General features: G+C 73.1%; 13 protein-coding genes. 5 read left to right on the top strand and 8 right to left on the bottom strand.

Annotated features, from left to right (window positions below; all coding sequences use genetic code 11):
- Positions 1-2: 2 nt before the first annotated feature.
- From F8568_RS24700 to F8568_RS24720, 5 genes are all read right to left on the bottom strand, one after another.
- The gene (locus tag F8568_RS24700) at positions 3-1,079 is read right to left on the bottom strand and encodes a Zn-dependent alcohol dehydrogenase (protein ID WP_151596074.1); all 1,077 of its coding nucleotides are present in this window, start codon (positions 1,077-1,079) and stop codon (positions 3-5) included.
- Between the two features lie 208 nt (positions 1,080-1,287).
- Positions 1,288-2,466, bottom strand: coding sequence for an amidohydrolase family protein (locus F8568_RS24705; protein ID WP_151596075.1), 1,179 nt, complete (start codon positions 2,464-2,466; stop codon positions 1,288-1,290).
- A gap of 90 nt (positions 2,467-2,556) precedes the next feature.
- A complete protein-coding gene (locus F8568_RS24710; protein WP_151596076.1) occupies positions 2,557-2,973 on the bottom strand; it encodes a nuclear transport factor 2 family protein in 417 nt (138 codons plus the stop codon).
- Positions 2,974-3,051: 78 nt separating this feature from the next.
- A complete protein-coding gene (locus F8568_RS24715; RefSeq protein ID WP_151596077.1) occupies positions 3,052-5,391 on the bottom strand; it encodes a CoA transferase in 2,340 nt (779 codons plus the stop codon).
- Positions 5,388-6,353, bottom strand: a complete 966-nt coding sequence (locus F8568_RS24720) for an LLM class flavin-dependent oxidoreductase (RefSeq protein ID WP_151596078.1) — start codon at positions 6,351-6,353, stop codon at positions 5,388-5,390. The genes F8568_RS24715 and F8568_RS24720 overlap by 4 nt, the downstream gene beginning before the upstream one ends.
- A 118-nt stretch (positions 6,354-6,471) precedes the next feature.
- On the opposite strand from F8568_RS24720, the gene F8568_RS24725 reads away from it, so the two are divergent.
- The 5 genes from F8568_RS24725 to F8568_RS24745 all read left to right on the top strand — a co-directional run bounded on the left by F8568_RS24725 (position 6,472) and on the right by F8568_RS24745 (position 11,541).
- The gene (locus tag F8568_RS24725; RefSeq protein ID WP_151596079.1) at positions 6,472-7,698 is read left to right on the top strand and encodes a CaiB/BaiF CoA transferase family protein; all 1,227 of its coding nucleotides are present in this window, start codon (positions 6,472-6,474) and stop codon (positions 7,696-7,698) included.
- Positions 7,699-7,723: 25 nt separating this feature from the next.
- The gene (locus F8568_RS24730; protein WP_151596080.1) at positions 7,724-8,149 is read left to right on the top strand and encodes a Zn-ribbon domain-containing OB-fold protein; all 426 of its coding nucleotides are present in this window, start codon (positions 7,724-7,726) and stop codon (positions 8,147-8,149) included.
- Positions 8,149-9,333 carry a thiolase family protein gene (locus tag F8568_RS24735; RefSeq protein ID WP_151596081.1) on the top strand — a complete coding sequence of 395 codons (1,185 nt, stop codon included), beginning with the start codon at positions 8,149-8,151 and terminating at the stop codon, positions 9,331-9,333. Before F8568_RS24730 ends, F8568_RS24735 begins: the two co-directional genes overlap by 1 nt.
- Positions 9,334-9,377: 44 nt before the next feature.
- The gene (locus F8568_RS24740) at positions 9,378-10,220 is read left to right on the top strand and encodes an SDR family NAD(P)-dependent oxidoreductase (RefSeq protein WP_151596082.1); all 843 of its coding nucleotides are present in this window, start codon (positions 9,378-9,380) and stop codon (positions 10,218-10,220) included.
- A 118-nt stretch (positions 10,221-10,338) separates the two neighbouring features.
- On the top strand, positions 10,339-11,541 hold the full coding sequence (locus F8568_RS24745; RefSeq protein WP_151596083.1) for an amidohydrolase family protein: 1,203 nt from the start codon (positions 10,339-10,341) through the stop codon (positions 11,539-11,541).
- An 83-nt stretch (positions 11,542-11,624) separates the two neighbouring features.
- On the opposite strand, the gene F8568_RS24750 is transcribed toward F8568_RS24745, so the two are convergent.
- Genes F8568_RS24750 through F8568_RS24760 form a run of 3 tightly spaced genes read right to left on the bottom strand, consistent with a single transcriptional unit; the run spans position 11,625 to position 16,821 of the window.
- Positions 11,625-12,854 (bottom strand): cytochrome P450, encoded by a 1,230-nt coding sequence (locus F8568_RS24750; protein ID WP_151596084.1) that lies wholly within the window; start codon positions 12,852-12,854, stop codon positions 11,625-11,627.
- A gap of 9 nt (positions 12,855-12,863) precedes the next feature.
- Positions 12,864-15,158, bottom strand: a complete 2,295-nt coding sequence (locus tag F8568_RS24755) for a CoA transferase (RefSeq protein WP_151596085.1) — start codon at positions 15,156-15,158, stop codon at positions 12,864-12,866.
- A gap of 22 nt (positions 15,159-15,180) precedes the next feature.
- Positions 15,181-16,821 carry an N-acyl-D-amino-acid deacylase family protein gene (locus F8568_RS24760; RefSeq protein WP_151596086.1) on the bottom strand — a complete coding sequence of 547 codons (1,641 nt, stop codon included), beginning with the start codon at positions 16,819-16,821 and terminating at the stop codon, positions 15,181-15,183.
- Positions 16,822-16,953: the final 132 nt, after the last annotated feature.

Raw genomic sequence — 16,953 nt, forward strand, 5'->3', positions numbered from 1 at the left:
CGTCAGACGATGACGGTCCGCACTCCTTCGCCCCTGGTCACCATGGCGATGCCGGCGTTGACGTCGGCCAGGCCGATCCGCTGGGACACCATCGCGCCGAGGTCCAGGCGGCCCGTCTCGGCGAGGCGGATGAAGCGGGGGAAGTCGCGCAGGATCTGGGCGCCGCCGACGACCGATCCGGCGAGGCGCTTGCCCGAGAAGACCGCCTGGATGGCGGGCAGCGTCAGCTGGGCGTCCACGGCGGGCATGCCGACGAGCGTCACCGTGCCCTGGACCCGTGCCATGTCGAACGCCTGCACCATGAGCTCGGGGCGTCCGACCACCTCGAAGCTGTAGTCGGCGCCCTCTCCCGCCGTCAGCGCCCGCACCTGCTCGACCGGGTCGCCCTCCCCCGGGTCGACGGCGTGGGTGGCCCCCACGGCGACGGCGGCCTCGCGCCTGCCCGGGACGGGGTCGATCGCGATGATCATCGCGGCGCCGGCGATGCGGGCGCCCTGGATCACCGACTGGCCGACGCCGCCGCAGCCGATCACCGCGACGCTGGACCCCGGCGTGACGGCGGCGGTGTTGAGCGCGGCGCCGAGACCGGTGGTGACACCGCAGCCGAGCAGGGCGAGCTCCTCGTCGGCAAGGTCGGTCTCCACCCGGACGACCGACGCCTCGTCCACGACCATGGCCTCGGCGAACGTCCCGCACCCGCACACCGCGGCCGCCCACCGGCCGTCGGCGAGCTCGAACCGGTGCGCCGCCTTCACGCCCGGGTTGAGCTCGCAGTGGTTGGACATCCCGTTGAGGCACCGCCGGCAGGACCCGCACGCGGGCGAGACCGACGCGAGGACGCGGTCCCCAGGCGCGACCCGGCGCACCTCGGCGCCGACCTCCTCGACGACCCCGCAGCCCTCGTGGCCGAGCGCGATCGGCAGCGGCAGCGCCGACAGCCCGTTGATCACGTTGAGGTCGGTATGGCAGATGCCGCTGGCCGAGACCTTGACCAGGACGTCCCGCGGCCCGATCTTCGGGACGGGGAGGTCCTCGATCACGGCCGGCCCGCCGACCTCGTACGCGATGGCGACTTTCATTGCCGCTCCTTTCGGGACCGGGGAGACCGGCCCGGAGTCCGTGGCCGGATGCCTCGGACCACCGTGCGGGCGCGCGGGCCGCCCGGTGGTCCGGCCGCCCGGTGCGGCGGCGTCGCGGGCGGACCGCACCGGGAGGATCGTGCAGAGACGCCGCGCTCGGCGGAGCGCGGTCGGACGCGGACCGCCCCGCGGGCGTCCGGGCGGGACCTCAGCCGGCGAGGCCGAGCAGCGCGGCGGTGTTGCCGCGGAGCACCTTGCGCGCGACCTCGGCGTCGCAGCCGTCGAGCCGGGAGATGAAGTCGCGCGGCTCGCGGAGGCCTTCCGGATGCGGGTAGTCCGAGCCGAACAGGACGTGGTCGGCGCCGATGGCGTCGATGAGGTCCTCGACGTCGTCCTCCGGGAACGGGCACACCCACAGGTGCTCGGCCAGCGCCTCGCTGGGCCGGGGCGGGAGCCGGCCGCCGATCATCGGCCCGCGGCGGCCGAGCGCCGCCGCCTTGTCGACGGTCTTGAACAGCGGCCGCAGCCAGCTCGAGCCGTTCTCGATCGACAGGATCTTCACCTTGGGGTGGCGGCCGAACAGGTTGTGCAGCGTCAGCGCGATGAGCGTGTCGACGACCGGCCGCTCGGTGTTGCACAGCGCCCACTGCAGCGGGGACTGCAGGTGCGACGGGTTGTTCGGGTCCTCGGACCAGTGCGTGCCGTAGAAGTGCTGGTACCCGCTGTTGGAGGTGTGGAAGACGACCGGGATCCCGGCCTCGGCCACGGTCCCCCAGAACGGGTCGAACACCGGATCGCCCGGCGAGCGGCCGCCGGTCGGCCCGGGGCACAGGTGCACCAGGCGGGCGCCGGCGTCGATGACCCGGTGCAGCTCGACCATGGCCCTGTCGATGTCGAGCAGCGACAGCATGGGCACCGAGAAGATGCGGCCGTCGTCCCCGTAGCCCCAGTCCTCCTCCAGCCAGCGGTTGAACGCCCGCAGGCTGGCGTAGCTCAGCTCGACGTCGTCGCGCAGCTCGTACTCGACCGCGACGCCCAGGGTGGGGAGCATGAGCGTCGCTTCCAGGCCCTGTCGGTCCAGCAGCGCCACCCGCGCCTTCTTCTCGATGAACTCGGGGTGGTCCTTGGCGTTGATCACCTCGCGGTGGGTGAAGCCGTCGGCGACCCCGCCGGCGAACAGGCCCTCCAGCGCGCCGGGCGCGGAGGCGAAGTCGCCGGGCATCACGCTCATGAACGTGCGCCGGCCGCGCAGGAAGATCCGGCCGAGCCCGTCCTCGCCGCGCCGGACGAGGATCGTCCGGTCCTTGAAACGGGATTCGATGTGCCGGGTGAAGCAATCGTCGGGCTCGTAGTAATGCCCGTCTGCGTCGATCAACCGGTACGTCATCCCTGCACCTCCGACACCCTGCGGATCAGGGTTCTCAGCATAAGAAAGCGAACGCTCAGTTATTAGAGTCCCATCGGCCGCGCGGGCCTGTCAAGGCGAGTCCAGAGTGGCCAGGAGCACGTGGGTGTCCTGCTGGAAGACCCTGATCTCCGCGATCAGCCCGTCGGCGACCGTGAACAGCTCGACGACGTCGACCGTCGCCGACCGACCGGTGCTCCGGGCCGTCCAGGTCTGCGTGGTGATCTGCACCGCCGAGCCGTCGTCACAGCCCAGCACCCGCGCCGCGCCGATCGAGCGTTCCCAGTGCCGCGCGAACTCCGTGCTCGCCGCGACCATGCCGTCGCGGCCGTCGTGCCGGCCGCCGTGCGGCAGCGACTCCGGCTGCTGGATGCTGAAGTCCGGATGCAGCAGGTCGAACGCGCCCGCGTGGTCGCCCTCCCGGAACCGGCGCCCCATCTCGTTCACCAGTCTCACCGCGCCGTGCTCGGTTGTCCCGATCGTGCTCATCGCTGCCGCAACTCCTCGTCGTCGTCGTAGTAGTCGTGGGATCGGCCGGTCGGGTGCCGGTCGCGCCGCCGGCCCGGGTCACTCGGTCGACAGCGGCGCTCCGTCCAGCTGCCGGGCGACCTTCGCCGCCAGGAGCGCGTCGATCTCGTCCCGCGGCACGCCGACCTCGGTGAGGATCTCGACGGTGTGCTCGCCGATGCCCGGCAGCATCAGCCGCGGGCCGCCGCCCGCCGCCGGCCCGTACCGCACCAGCGGGCCGAGCTGCTCGAAGCGCCCCCAGTCGGCGGTCTCGTACGCCACCACCCGGCCGAGCCGCCGGTTCACCGGATCGTCGAGGACGGCGCGCCGGAAGCCGTCCCGGTCGAGCGGCTCGATGACCTCGGCCGGGAGCCCCAGGCCGCGCAGCCGGTCGGCCCACCCGGCGGCGGGCGCCGTCGCGAACGCCGCCTCCAGCACGGCCTCGGCCGCGCGGGCGTCGGCGTCGTGGGCGCCGCCGCGCAGCGGGGCGTAGACCGCCGGAAGGGACGCCGTCTCCGGAAGGGACGCCAGCCGCCGCCACGCCTCCTCGTCGGGCACGACGAGCGCGAACCACTCGCCGTCGCCGCCTTCGTAGATGCGGTAGCCGGGGCCGTACCCCGTCTGCCGCCCGTCCAGCTCGGGACCGCGCACGATCGCGCCGTCCCTCTCGAACACGCCGCTCTGCATCAGCATCCCGGCGCCGAGCAGGCTCGTCGCGACGCGCCGTCCCTGGCCGGCCGCCGCCCGCGCGTACAGGCCGGCGAGCAGCCCGGCCGCCGCGATCCAGCCACCGGCCATGTCGATGGGGATCCAGGTCGCCGCCAGCGGTTCGTTGCCCTCCCCGCCGACGGCCCGCTCGTACCCCGTCACCGCCTGCATGAGCGCGTCGTTGGCCGGCGACTTCGCCCGCCTGCCGCCGGTGCCGAAGGCGCTGGCATGGCAGTACACGGCGTTCGGGTTCAGCCGGGCGACCGTCTCCTCGTCGATGCCGAGGCGCTCCGACACGCCGACCCGGAAGTTGTGCAGGACGACGTCGGCCGAGGCGAGCAGCCGGTCGACGACGGGCCTGGCCTCCGGCGCGCCGATGTCGAGCGCCAGGCTGCGCTTGCCCCGCTGGCACGCGGCGACGGCGTAGGCGGCGGCGCGCATGGCCTCGCCGCCGGGCGGCTCGACCTTGATGACGTCCGCGCCGAGGTCGGCGAGGATCTCCGCGGCCAGCGGGCCGGCCACGAACGCCGAGAAGTCCACCACGCGCAGACCGGCCAGCAGGTCGCCGGTCCGCTCGGCGGCCGGGGCCGGCGCCCGGTCCCCGGTCCGCGGCACCGCGCTGAGGGGGAGCACGGAGATCGGCGTGCCGACGACGACGTCGCGGTGCCCCTCCTCCGACCGGGGGACGGCCAGCCCGGTCTCGGCCAGATGCGGGTCGGCGAGCGCCTCGCCCGGCCCGAACACGGGCTCGCACGCGACGCGCGCCTCGCGCAGGAGCCGGATCCACTCGTCGCGGGGCCGGGTCCTGAAGAACGACGCCCAGCGGGCGGCGCGCTCGCCGAGCTTCCCGGTCATCTGGTCGGTGTAGTAGCCGTCCTCGCTCGGCTCGTCGCCGAGGACCTCGATGAGCGAGGCGTACATGCCCTTGCCGCCGAACCAGACCTGGATCAGCTCGTCGTCGGCGCAGCGGTACATGAAGTTCGGGAAGGTCGAGCCCTTCTCCCAGTAGGCCTCGATCTCGGGCGCGGCCCGCTCCGACCGGCCGATCATGCAGCCGAGCGTGCCGAGCATCCCGTCGTGGAGCGAGGTCTCGGCCCATCCCCCGGCCCAGGTCAGCTCGCGGCGGCGCAGCAGCGCGAACACCGACACGGTGAGCAGCGACGCGGTGCCCATGCCGGACGCCCGGACGTCGGGGAAGATCGGGCCGGGCCGGTGCCCCTGGAGCTGCGTGCAGAACCCGGCGTTCGCCTCCACCAGCAGGCCGTAGTCCTCCACGGTCCCCTTGGCCGTGCGGCTGGGACGGCAACGGGCGTAGACGAGCGACGGGTTGGAGTCACTCAAGTCGCGGTAGCCGAGGCCGCGCGCCTCGACGAGGTTCTCCGGCCCGTACACCAGCGCGACGTCCGCGTCGGCGAGCAGCGCCCGGATCCGGTCGCGGTCGTCGGTCGCGATGACGCGCTTGTCGCGGTGCCAGGCCCGGCCCCACGGCACGTCCCGGTCGAGGGGCGGCGGCCTCGTGCCCACCACCCGGACGACGTCGGCGCCGAGGTCGGCGAGGATCATGCCGGGCACTCCCCCGGCGAGTCCGAGGCCGAGGTCGCTGACACCGACGGCGAGTTCGACGACCGACAGGCCCGCGCACGGGGCGGCGGGGTCGTTCTGGACGGAGCCGTTGACGGTCGAGAGGGTCATGGCGCCACGCGCACCGGGTCCGGAACGGACAGCCGCGGCAGCACTTCCTCCGCCGCCAGCCTGACCACGTCGAGCGTGCCGGTGTGCGCGGCCGGGGCGATGACGAAGTGGCGGACGCCGGCGTCGACGTAGCGCTGGAGCCTCCCGGCGACCTCCTCCGGCGTGCCGGACGGGGCGATCCGGTCGAGCATCTCCCGCGGCTTGTCGCCGTAGGCGCCGCCCAGGAACCGGGCGACGTCGTCGCGGGCCTGCTCGCCGTCGCGGCGGACGGAGCAGTAGAGGTACATCATCCACTGGAAGCCGGCCAGGTCGCGTCCGGCGGCCTCGGCCTCTTCCTCTATGGTCCGCACGGTGCGGGCGTAGGCGTCCGGGGACATCAGGTAGGGCAGCCAGCCGTCGCCGAGGCGGGCGGCCCGGCGCATCGCCGGGGCCTTGCGGCCCGAGACCAGCAGCGGCGGCCCGCCGGGCTGCATGCCGTGCGCCTCGGCGCCCGGCGGCCGGACCGGGCGCAGCTCCACGTCGTCGAAGCCGAAGAACTCGCCGTGGTGGGAGACCGGTCCGCCCTTCCAGAGCGCCCGCAGGACCCGCATGGCCTCGTCGGTCCGGCGGCCGCGGTCGCGCAGGCCGACGCCGACGGACTCGTACTCCTTGGGGAACTCGCCGCCGACGCCGACGCCGACCGAGAGCCGGCCGCCGGAACGGGAGTCGAGGTCGGCGAGCTGCTTGGCCACGAGCACCGGCTGGTAGAGCGGCAGCATGAGGATCGAGGTGCCGACCCGGACCCGCTCGGTCCAGGCCGTCATCAGCGCGAGGCGGGTGATCACCTCACCGGTCGGGCTCGGCGGCAGCACGTGCCCGCCCTGCCAGACCGAGTCGATGGGGAGGCGCTCGACCGCCGCCAGCCAGTCCCGGTCCGGCTCCGGGATCGCCGCCGCCCCGAAAGTGATGCGCTCGCCTGACACTCGCTCTCCTTCGCCCGTGGCGCCGACGCCGGACGGAGCCGACAGGCAAAAGATAGCAAATGCTCACTTTCCCTGATAGTAGGTATAGTGAGCGAACACTTTCTTGGCTGGGGGGCGGATGTCAGGGCCGCTGGCACGACTCAGGGTCGTCGAACTCGCAGGCCGCGGACCAGGCCCGTTCGGCGCCATGGTACTCGCCGACCTCGGCGCCGACGTGGTGCGCGTCGCCCGGTTGACCGACATCGCGGCGCCGCCCCCTCCGGACGCCGCCGGCGCGGGCTCCCCCGCCGCGGACGCCGAGAGCGGCACGGAACGGATGATCCACGGCCGCCGCAGGATCGACCTGGTGACCCGCGGCCGGCGCTCGATCGCGGCCGACCTCAAGCACCCGGACGGCCTGGAGACCGTGCTCCGCCTCGTCGACGAGGCCGACGTGCTCCTCGAAGGCTTCCGGCCCGGCGTCGCCGAACGGCTCGGAGTCGGGCCCGACACCTGCCTGGAGCGCAACCCGCGGCTGGTGTACGCCCGCATCACCGGATGGGGGCAGGACGGCCCGTACGCGACGACGCCCGGGCACGACATCAACTACGTCGCCCTGGCCGGCGCGCTCGATCCCCTGCGCCGCGGGGACGGGCCGCCCGCGCCGCCGCTCAACCTGCTCGGCGACTACGGCGGCGGGGGCATGCTCCTGGTCACCGGCATCCTGAGCGCCCTGTTCGAGCGTTCGTCCTCGGGCCGGGGCCAGGTCGTCGACACCGCGATGGTCGACGGCGTGGCCCTGCTGACCACCCTCTTCCACGGCATGCGAGCCGAGGGGCTCTGGTCGGACGCGCCCGGTACCAACGTGCTCGATCTCGGCGCCCCCTTCTACAACGTCTACGAGACCTCCGACGGCCGCTACGTGACGGTGGGCGCGGGCGAGCCGCAGTTCTACGGCGAGCTGCTCCGGTACCTCGGTCTCGACGAGCTGCTGGCCCGGCAGGCCGACCCCTCGTCCTGGCCGCGGGACAAGGCCCGGATCGCGGAGGTCTTCAAGACCAGGACTCTCGACGAGTGGTGTGAACTGCTGGAGGGCACGAACACCTGCTTCGCGCCCGTCCTGACGCTCGCCGAGGCCCCGTCCCACCCGCACAACGCCGAGCGCGGGACGTTCACGGAGGTCGGCGGCGTGGTGCAGCCCTCGGCCGCGCCCCGCTTCAGCCGCACGCCCCCGGCGGCCACGACACCGCCGGCCCAGGCCGGGGAGCACACGGCCGAGGTCCTGCTCGACTGGGGCTTTGGCCGCGCCGAGGTGGACGCGCTGCTCGACGCCGGCGCCGTCGGCCAGGCACCCGTGGCGAAGTGACGGAAAAAAGAACGACAGGGAGAAGATGGACGCGACGATAGGGATACCGCCCGCCGTCAACGAGGAGACCGAGCCCTTCTGGACGGCCGCCCAGCAGGGCCGCCTGGTCGTCGAGGGCTGTACCGCGTGCGGCGCCGAGTCGTTCCCGCCGCGCGGGATCTGCCGGTCCTGCCGCAGCCGCGAGACGGCCCCCACCGAGATCACGGACCGGGGCGTGGTCTACAGCCTCACCGTCAACCACCAGCGCTGGCTGCCGGACCTCGAGGTGCCGTACGCGATGGTCCTCGTCGAGTTCCCCGGGCATCCGGGTGTCCGGGTGGCGGGCCGGCTGCGCGGCTGCGACCCGGAGGAGGCGTCCATCGGCATGGCGGTCGACATCGGCTTCGAGCCGGGGCCGGGCGGCTGCGCCATCCCGAGCTTCGTCGCGGTCCCGGCGGGAGGCGGCTCCTGATGGGGGCGACCGACGTGTTCGAGCGGCGCGCGGTCATCTCCGGGGTCGGCCAGTCCGAGATCGGCCGGCAGGTCGACCGGTCGGGCTTCCAGCTCACCCTCGACGCGGTGCTGGCCGCCGTCGAGGATGCCGGGCTGGAGATCGACGACATCGACGGGCTGGCCATGTTCCCGGGCGGCGGCACGGCGAACCTGCCCGGCTACTCCAACGGGAACCTGTACGAGGTCCAGGACGCGCTGCGCATCACCACCACGTGGAAGCAGGGCCTGGTCGAGGGCATGTCGCTGCCGTTCTACGGCCCGGCCCAGGCGGTGGCCACCGGGCAGGCGCGGCACGTCGTCATCTGGCGGACGGTGAAGGAGGGCAGCGCCGCCCGCAAGGCCGGGGGCCGCCCGGCCTACGGCTCGACCAAGCCGGTCGCCGAAGGGCCGCTGGCCTGGCTGCTGCCCATCGGGATGCTGTCGCCGGTGTGCCAGGTGGCCCCGTACGCGGCCCGCTACATGCACGAGTACGGCGTCACCCGCGAGCAGCTGGCGTGGATCCCGGTGACGCAGCGGGCGCACGCGGCCCGCAACCCGCGCGCGGTGTACCGGTCGCCGCTGACCGTCGAGGACTATCTCGGCGCGCGGATGATCTCGACGCCGATCTGCCTGTACGACTGCGACGTGCCCGCCGACGGCGCCACCGCAATCGTCGTGTCCGCCGCCGACACCGCGCCCGACCTGCGGGCGCCGGTCCGCATCGAGGCGATGGCCGGGGTCGTCGAGGGACGGCCGTCGTGGGAGCAGTGGGAGGACATGGGACGCGTCGGCCACGGCGCCGCACAGGCCATGTGGGCGCGGACCGACCTGCGGCCCGGCGACGTGGACGTCGCCGAGCTCTACGACGGCTTCACCATCGAGTGCGTCTGGTGGCTGGAGGCCATGGGCTTCTGCGGAACCGGCGAGGCGGGCGCCTTCGTCGAGGGCGGCAAGAGGATCGGGCTGGACGGCGAGCTGCCGCTCAACACCTGGGGCGGCCAGCTGTCCGGCGGCCGCCTGCACGCGTCCTTCGGGCACACCGCCGAGGCGGTGCGCCAGCTGCGCGGCGAGGCGGGTGAGACGCAGGTCGCGGACGCCGAGGTCGCGGCGGTGACCAACGTCGGCGGCTTCGAGGCGGGCGCGGCGCTGCTCACCCGCTGGTGACATCGGACTCCGGATCGACAGGACGAGGGAAAGGGGAACGCCCCATGGTGGAGCGCGCCGGGCGGGTCGAGGGTAAAACGGCGATCGTGACGGGGGCGGGCTCGACGCCCGGTCCCGGCATAGGGACGGGGAAGGCGACCGCGGTCGCGCTCGCGCAGGAGGGCGCCAGCGTGCTGCTCGTCGACCTGTTCCCCGAACGCGCCGAGGAGACCCGGCGGATGATCGAGGACGAGGGCGGCAAGGCCGAGGTGTTCGCCGCCGACGTCACCCGGGCCGCCGACTGCGAGGCGATGGTCCGCGCGGCCGTCGACGCCTTCGGCACGGTCGACATCCTGGTGAACAACATCGGGCGGGCCTCGCTCGGAACGGTCGTCGACCTCTCCGAGGAGGAGTGGGACAAGGCCCTCGACATCAACCTGCGGACCGCCTTCCTCGCGTCGAAGTACGCGGTTCCCGTGATGGAGGAGAAGGGCGCCGGGTCGATCGTCAACATCTCCTCGATCTCGGCCCTGCGCGGCGACGGGACGATCGCCTACTCGGCGGCCAAGGGCGGACTGATCGCGATGACGGTCGACATGGCCTACTCGCACGGCCGCCGGGGCATCCGGGTCAACGCCGTCGCGCCCGGCCACATCACCACGCCGATGGTGAAGTCGGTCTCCCAGCCGGGGCCGCAGGAGGAGTTCATGGACACGATGCGGTCCGAGGCCGGCCTCCTCGGCACCCCCGGTGACGGCTGGGACGTGGCCTGGGCGGCGACGTTCCTGGCGAGCGACCAGGCGCGCTGGATCACCGGCGTCACGCTGCCCGTCGAGTCGGGCGTGCTGAGCGTGACGCCGCTGATGATGGCCGAGCACCTGCGCGGCGTCCCCGCGCCCGGGGCCTGACCGCGCCCGGGGCCTGACCGCCCGGAACGGGAGGACACCGCTGTTGCGCGGCGGTACGGCCCTCTCTAGACTGCTAAGTAAGTGAACACTCTCTATCTACGGAGAAGGGGTCACCCGGATGGCTGACCAGGACGCGGCCGGGGGCGCTCTCTGCGAGCGATACGCGGTCGCCGACGTCGATTCGCACATCATCGAGCCCGCCGACCTCTGGACGTCGCGGATCTCGTCCAAGTGGGGCGATCTCGTGCCGCACGTGAAGTTCCATGAGCGGCGGCAGGAGGACTACTGGTACATCGGCGGCAAGAAGCTGTACGGCGTCGGCGCCTTCGCCCAGGCCGGATGGCCGGAATGGCCGCCCTCGCACCCCAAGCGGCTCGCGGACGCCCTCCCGGCGGCGGTCGACCCCAAGGAGCGCCTCGCCTACATGGACAAGGTGGGCGTCTATTACCAGGTCATGTATCCGAACATCCTCGGATTCCACAGCCACCGGTTCCTCAACCAGATGCCGCGCGAGCTGGCCACCGAGTGCGTCCGGGCCTACAACGACTGGATCACCGAGTTCTGCTCGGCCGACTCCCGCCGCCTCATCCCGATGACGATGCTCCCGTTCTGGGACATCGACGAGTCGGTGGCCGAAATGAAGCGGGCCTACGAGATGGGCCACAAAGGCGTCCTGTTCGCCGCCCGCTACGACAAGGCCGGATTCCCCCGCCTGATCGACGACTACTGGGAGCCGCTGCTGGGCCAGGCCCAGGAGATGGGCCTCAGCATGAACTTCCACGTCGGGTTCCTGGCCACCGACGACGAGCTGAAGGGCGCCGTCGACCAGTCCCAGAAGCTCGACTTCACCAAGGAGAGCGCGCTGGTCCTGCTCGGCAACGCGCAGAACATCGCCGAGGTCGTGGTGAGCGGCGTCTGCCACCGCTACCCCGACCTGAAGTTCGTGTCCGTCGAGAACGGCGCCGGCTGGCTGCCGTTCCTCGGCGAGAGCATGGACTGGCAGTGGCTGAACGTCGGCGCCCACAAGGAGTACCCCGACCGCCTGCTCCCCAGCGAGTACATGAAGCGGCAGATCTACGGCATGTACTGGTTCGAGCAGGACTCGGTGCGCGCGGTGATCGACAAGCTCGAGGACAACCTCATGTTCGAGACCGACTTCCCGCACGCCACGAGCCTGTCCCCGGGCCCCGCGTCGGAGTCGCCGAGCCCCCGCGACATCATGGAGCGCTCGCTCGCCGGCATCCCCGAGGAGACCGTCGGCAAGGTCCTCCAGCACACCGCCACCAAGCTCTACAACCTGGAACCCCCGGTCCGGAACTGACTCCGTCGGTCTGGAACCGGCTCCGGTTGCGAGACGCCGATGCCCCCCGTGAGGTAGGACGGGGGGCATCGGCGTTCCTGCGCCTACGAACGCTCGCCCGGGGCGAAGGTGATCGGGACGCTGAGCGGGGCGCGGTTGAAGGTGGAGTGGAAGTCGATCTCCGCCTCCGGCGCGAGGCGGACGTCGTCGAGCCGCCGGACGATCTCCTCCAGCGCGATGCGCAGGTTCATGCGGGCGAGATTGGAGCCGACGCAACGGTGCGGGCCGGCGCCGAAGGCGACGTGCCGGTTCCGGGCGCGGTCCAGGTCGAAGGTGTCGGCGTCGGGGAACTCGGCCTCGTCCCGGTTGGCGGACGCCCAGTACATGAGGACCGACTCGCCCTTCTTCACGCTGTGGCCGTCGATCTCGGCGTCGTGCCGCGCCGTCCGCGCGATGCAGATGAACGAGCCGTCCATGCGCAGGAACTCCTCGACGGCGTTCGGGATCAGCTCCGGCTTCGCCTTGAGCCGCGCGAACAGCTCCGGGTCCGCGCAGAAGCGCAGCATCGCCGCGCCCAGCACCCCCGCGGTGGTCTCGAGGCCGCCCAGCACGAGCAGCTGGAGGGTGCCGACGGCCTCCTCGAAGGTGATGGGCCGGCCCTCGATCTCCGCGGCCAGCACCGCGTCGACCACGTCGCCCTTGGGCCCGTCCTTGCGCCTCCCCTCGATCAGCCCGGCGATCCACCCGGCGAGCTTCATCAGGCACTCGCGGGCCTTCTCGGCGTCCGGCAGCGAGGCCGCCGTCGCCCAGCCGTTGACCTCCTCCAGGTCGCCGGCGGGCGCGTGCAGGGTCAGGTCGAAGAACGCCAGGCCGGGCAGCGGCCGGGCGAACTCGGCCATGAAGTCGCACTCGCCCCGCTCGATGAAGTCGTCGATGAGGCGCGTCACCAGCGCGCGGGTGGGCTGCTCCCACGGGGCGATCTTCGCGGGGGTGAAGTGCGCGTTGATCAGCCGCTTGAACGTCCGCTGCAGCGGCGGGTCGATGCCGACCGGCAGGATCTTCATCTGGCCGCCGGAACCGGACCCCGCGGCGTTCGGCACCGTGATGCCCAGCTCGGAGCTGAAGATCTGCCAGTCCTGCGCGATGCGCAGCACATCCTCGTACCGGGTGACGACCCAGAAACCGCCATGCTGGTCGCTGCGCGCGACGGGGCAGCGCGATCGGGCTCGGGCCAGCGTGGGGTGGAAGTCCCGCGCCAGCTCCGGCGAGAGATGGTCGAAGTGCTTCTCGACCCACTCGTCGGTGATCGGTCCGGCCGAACTGCTCGGCTCCATCGTGTCTCCTTATGTAGGCGGCTCGCCCCGGACGGCTCCGGACTCCGCGAGGGCCGCGCGTTCGCCGTCGTCGAAGCCCAGCTCCTGGAGCGCGCTCATCGTGTGCTCGCCCAGTCGCGGAATCGTCGCGGGGACGGGAGGTCTCGGCGCGGGGCCGAGATGGGGCGGGAAGCAGGGCTGTTCGACCCGGCCCCGGTCTCCCCACTCGTGCACGGCCACGCGGCCCAGGACCCGGTTGACCGGGTCGTCGACGAACCCGGCGGCGAACTCGGTGCGGTCGGCCTCGACGACGGGTTCGACGGGAACGCCGGCATGCCGCAGCTCGGTCACCCAGGCGGCGGCGTCTTTGGTGCGGAAGGCCTCTTCGAGCAGCGCCTCCGCCGGCTGCCGGCGACCGTCCCGGTCGGTGCGCAGCGGCGGCGGCGCGGCGGGCAGGCCGTCGATCCGCACGACGTCGCGCAGCCGGTCCCATGCCGTCGTGTCGGGGACGGCGAGGGCGAACCACTTCTGGTCGCGGCCCTGGTAGATGCGGTAGGCGGCGCCGTATCCGGTCTGGTCGGCGTCCAGGACCGGCCCTTCGACGACCTCCTCGCCCGCGAGGAACGCGCCCGACTTCAGCGTCAGCGCGGCGCCGAGCAGGCTGCTGGACACCGCCTGGCCGCCGCCGTGGCGGCGCCGGGCGTAGAGGCCGGCGAGCACGCCGCACGCCGCGATCCAGCCGCCGGTGACGTCGACCGCGCCCCACACCAGGTAGGTCGGGGGCCGCCCGGCTCCGCCCTGGCCCGCCTCGATGCCGGCGAGCGCCTGCATCAGCTGGTCGTTGGCGGGGAGAAGGGCGCGAGGCCCGCGGTCGCCGAAGCCGCTGGCGAAGCTGTAGACCGCCTCGGGGTTGGCCGCCCGCACCGCCGCCTCGTCGTACCCGAGCCGCTCGGCCAGCCCGACCCGCGAGTTGTGGTGCACCACATCGGCCCACCGGAAGAGCCGTTCGAGCACCGCCGGCGCCTCGGGGGACTTCAGGTCGAGCGCCATGGCGCGCTTGCCCCGCTGCCCGGCCGCGAACATCGGCTCCATGGCGCGGTGCGCGTCGCCGCCGGTCGGCTCGACCTTGAGGACGTCGGCGCCCAGTTCGGCGAGGACGAGCGGGGTGACCGGCCCGGCGAGGTAGGCCGACAGGTCCAGGACGCGGACGTCCGACAGCAGGCTCGCGGCAGAGGCCGCCCTCCGGGGCCCGCCGCCACCGGCGGGGGTGACCCGGACGGCCGGCCCGAGCACGGTCATGGCCCCGCGCTCGGGGTCCTGGTGGTCCTCGCTCAGCCCGACCTCGCGGAGGTGCGGGTCGCGCAGGGCCTCGCCCGGTCGCCACACCGGCTCGCAGCGGAACTTGTGGCCGCTCAGGTCCTTGACCCACCAGTCGCGGTCCCGGGTCGCGAACCGCTTCGCCCACCGCTCGCCGCGCTCGACGAGGGCGCCGCTCATCATGTCGGCGTTGTAGCCCCGCTCGCTCGGCGGGTCGCCCATGTGCTCGAGGAACGCCTCGTAGGCGCCCTTGGCACCGAACCACAACTGCACGTACCCGCCGTCGGCGCAGCGGTAGGCGAGCGCCTCGGCGGGCCCCTGGTTCTTCCAGAGCAGGGTCGTGGTCGCCGAGTGGTGCTCGACCTTCCCGATGATCATCGGAAGAACGGCCTGGAGGCCCTCGTACAGCGAGGTCTCCGCCCAGCCGCCGCGCCCCGTCGCCTCGCGCTCGTAGAGCCGCGCCAGCGCGCCGACGGCCGCCGACAGGCCGGCGCCCGCGGCGGCGACCGCGAGATCGCCGAACACCGGGCCGGGCCGGTGGCCGCGGATCTGGGTGAGCAGGCCCGACCGGGCGTGCACCAGCAGTTCCAGGTCGGGGATCGCGCCGAGCGCGTTGCGGCTCGGCCGGACGCGCACGACGACCAGCCGCGGGTTCGCCCGGGCCAGCTCCTGGTAGCGCAGCCCGCGCCGCTCGATCTCCTCTTCCGGCCCGGCGAGGAACAGCACGTCCGCGTCCCGCGCGAGCGCGCCGATCGTCTCGGCGCCGCGGGCGGGATCGGTCCCGGAATCGGCCCCGCCGATCTCAACGATCTCCTTGCCGCGGTCCCAGACCCGCGCGAACTCCACCCCGGCGTCGAGCGCCGGCCGGTGCGCGGACCGCACGCGGGTCACGTCCGCGCCCAGATCCCGCAGCAGCGATCCCGGGAGGCTGCCGGCCAGGCCGGCGCCCACGGCGCTGAGCCCGATCGAGACCTCCACGACGCGCAGGCCCTCCAGCGGCGCCATCATCCTCCCCGGGCTCCCCGCCGGCTCAGCCACGGACGAACCGGCCGGGGGCCACCCCGTCGACGTCCTCGCCGCCGGTCCGGGTGGCCACGCCGTTGACCCACATGTGCTCGACGCCGGTGCTGCGCACGATGAGGCGGTCGGCGCCGCCGGGCTGGTCGCCGACGCGCTCGATCGGCGTGGTCCCGATGGCGGCGGGGTCGAAGGCCACCAGGTCGGCGAAGAAGCCCTCCTTGACCAGGCCCCGCTCGGGGATGCGGAACGCCTTGTGCGGATGGCCGGTCAGCCGCCAGACCGCGTCCTCCAGGCTGATCGCCCCGCGCTCGCGCACCCAGTGCCCCAGCAGGTGGGTGGAGTAGCAGGCGTCGCACAGCTGGGTCGCGTGCGCCCCGGCGTCCGACAGCCCCAGCAGGGTGCGCTTGTCGGCCAGCAGCTCACCGATCTCCTCGTCGCCGTCGTTGTCCAGGACGATCCGGAAGCGGGTCGCCATGCCGTCGCTCAGCGCCAGGTCGAGCAGCAGGTCGAAGGGCGTCGTGCCGCGGTCGGCGGCCAGCCGGTCGAGCGGGATCCCGACGGCGTCGGCGTGGGCGCCGGTCTCCTCGACGCTGGTCTTCGGCCAGCGGTGGCTCCAGGCCTCGAGCGTGGCCGGACGGGCCCGCTCGCGCCACGTCCCGTCGCGGTAGAGGTCCGCCCGCTCCTCGCGGGGACGGGCCAGGACCTCCTTCCACTCGTCGATCTCGCCGAGCGGGGTCGGGTCCTCCATGGTGACCTGCATGACGATCGGACGGCACGCGATCTGCGGGTACACCTCGCCCGGCAGGCCGCCGCCGCGCTGCACCGTCCGCATCGCCGCGCCCGGCTTGTCGGCCCGCGCCACCAGCGCGGTCCAGGTGACGGGGACGCCGTAGCGCACGGCGAGCTCGGAGAACTGGTCGACGAACATCCCGGGGCCGATGGAGATCTGCATGACGCCCTTGCCGAGCTCGCCCAGCACCGCGGCGATGGCGTAGACCTCGTCGTTGTCGGCGAACCGGCTGGGCACCGGGCGGCCGTAGGCGCCCTGGTGCGCGGGCTGGCGCGACGTCGAGAACCCGATCGCGCCGGCGCCGACGGCCTCGCGCACGATGCGGCACATGGTCTCGACCTCGTCCGGCGTGGCCGGCCGCTCCTCGCCGCCGGTCACGTAGAGGCGCAGCGGCGAGTGCCCGATGAAGGCGCCGACGTTGAGGCGCTTGGGGCGCTTCTCGATGGCCTCCACGTACTCGGGGAACGACTCGAAGCACCAGTCGATCCCGGCGTTGAGCGCGTCCAGCGACATGCCCTCGACGTTCTCCAGCGTCCGGACGATGATGTCGCGGTGCTCCGGCTTGGTCGGCGCCACCCCGAACCCGCAGTTGCCCATCACCACGCTCGTCACGCCGTGCCAGCTCGACGGCGTCAGGTCGGGGTCCCAGAGGATCTGCGCGTCGTAGTGGGTGTGGACGTCGATGAAGCCGGGCGCCAGCGTCAGGCCGTCCAGGTCCACCACCCGGGTGGCGGGTCCGGGCGTGAGCTCGCCGGCCGCGCCGACCGCCGCGATCCGGTCGCCGTCGACGGCGACGTCCGCGGGCCGCGCGGGGGCACCGGTCCCGTCGATCAGCGAGGCTCGGCGCAGCAGTAGATCCATGGATCCTCCGATCGGTCGGTGCACGTCAGCCGTGGTGGCCGGCGTGGTGGCGCGCCCGGCGGCACTAGTGAAGTGAGCCCTCACCTACTTACGGGCAAAGCATAGCGGGCACTTACTCATCATGCTACGGTC

Origin of the sequence: Actinomadura physcomitrii, from assembly GCF_008923205.2 — a bacterium.
Classification (GTDB): Bacteria; Actinomycetota; Actinomycetes; order Streptosporangiales; family Streptosporangiaceae; genus Spirillospora; species Spirillospora physcomitrii.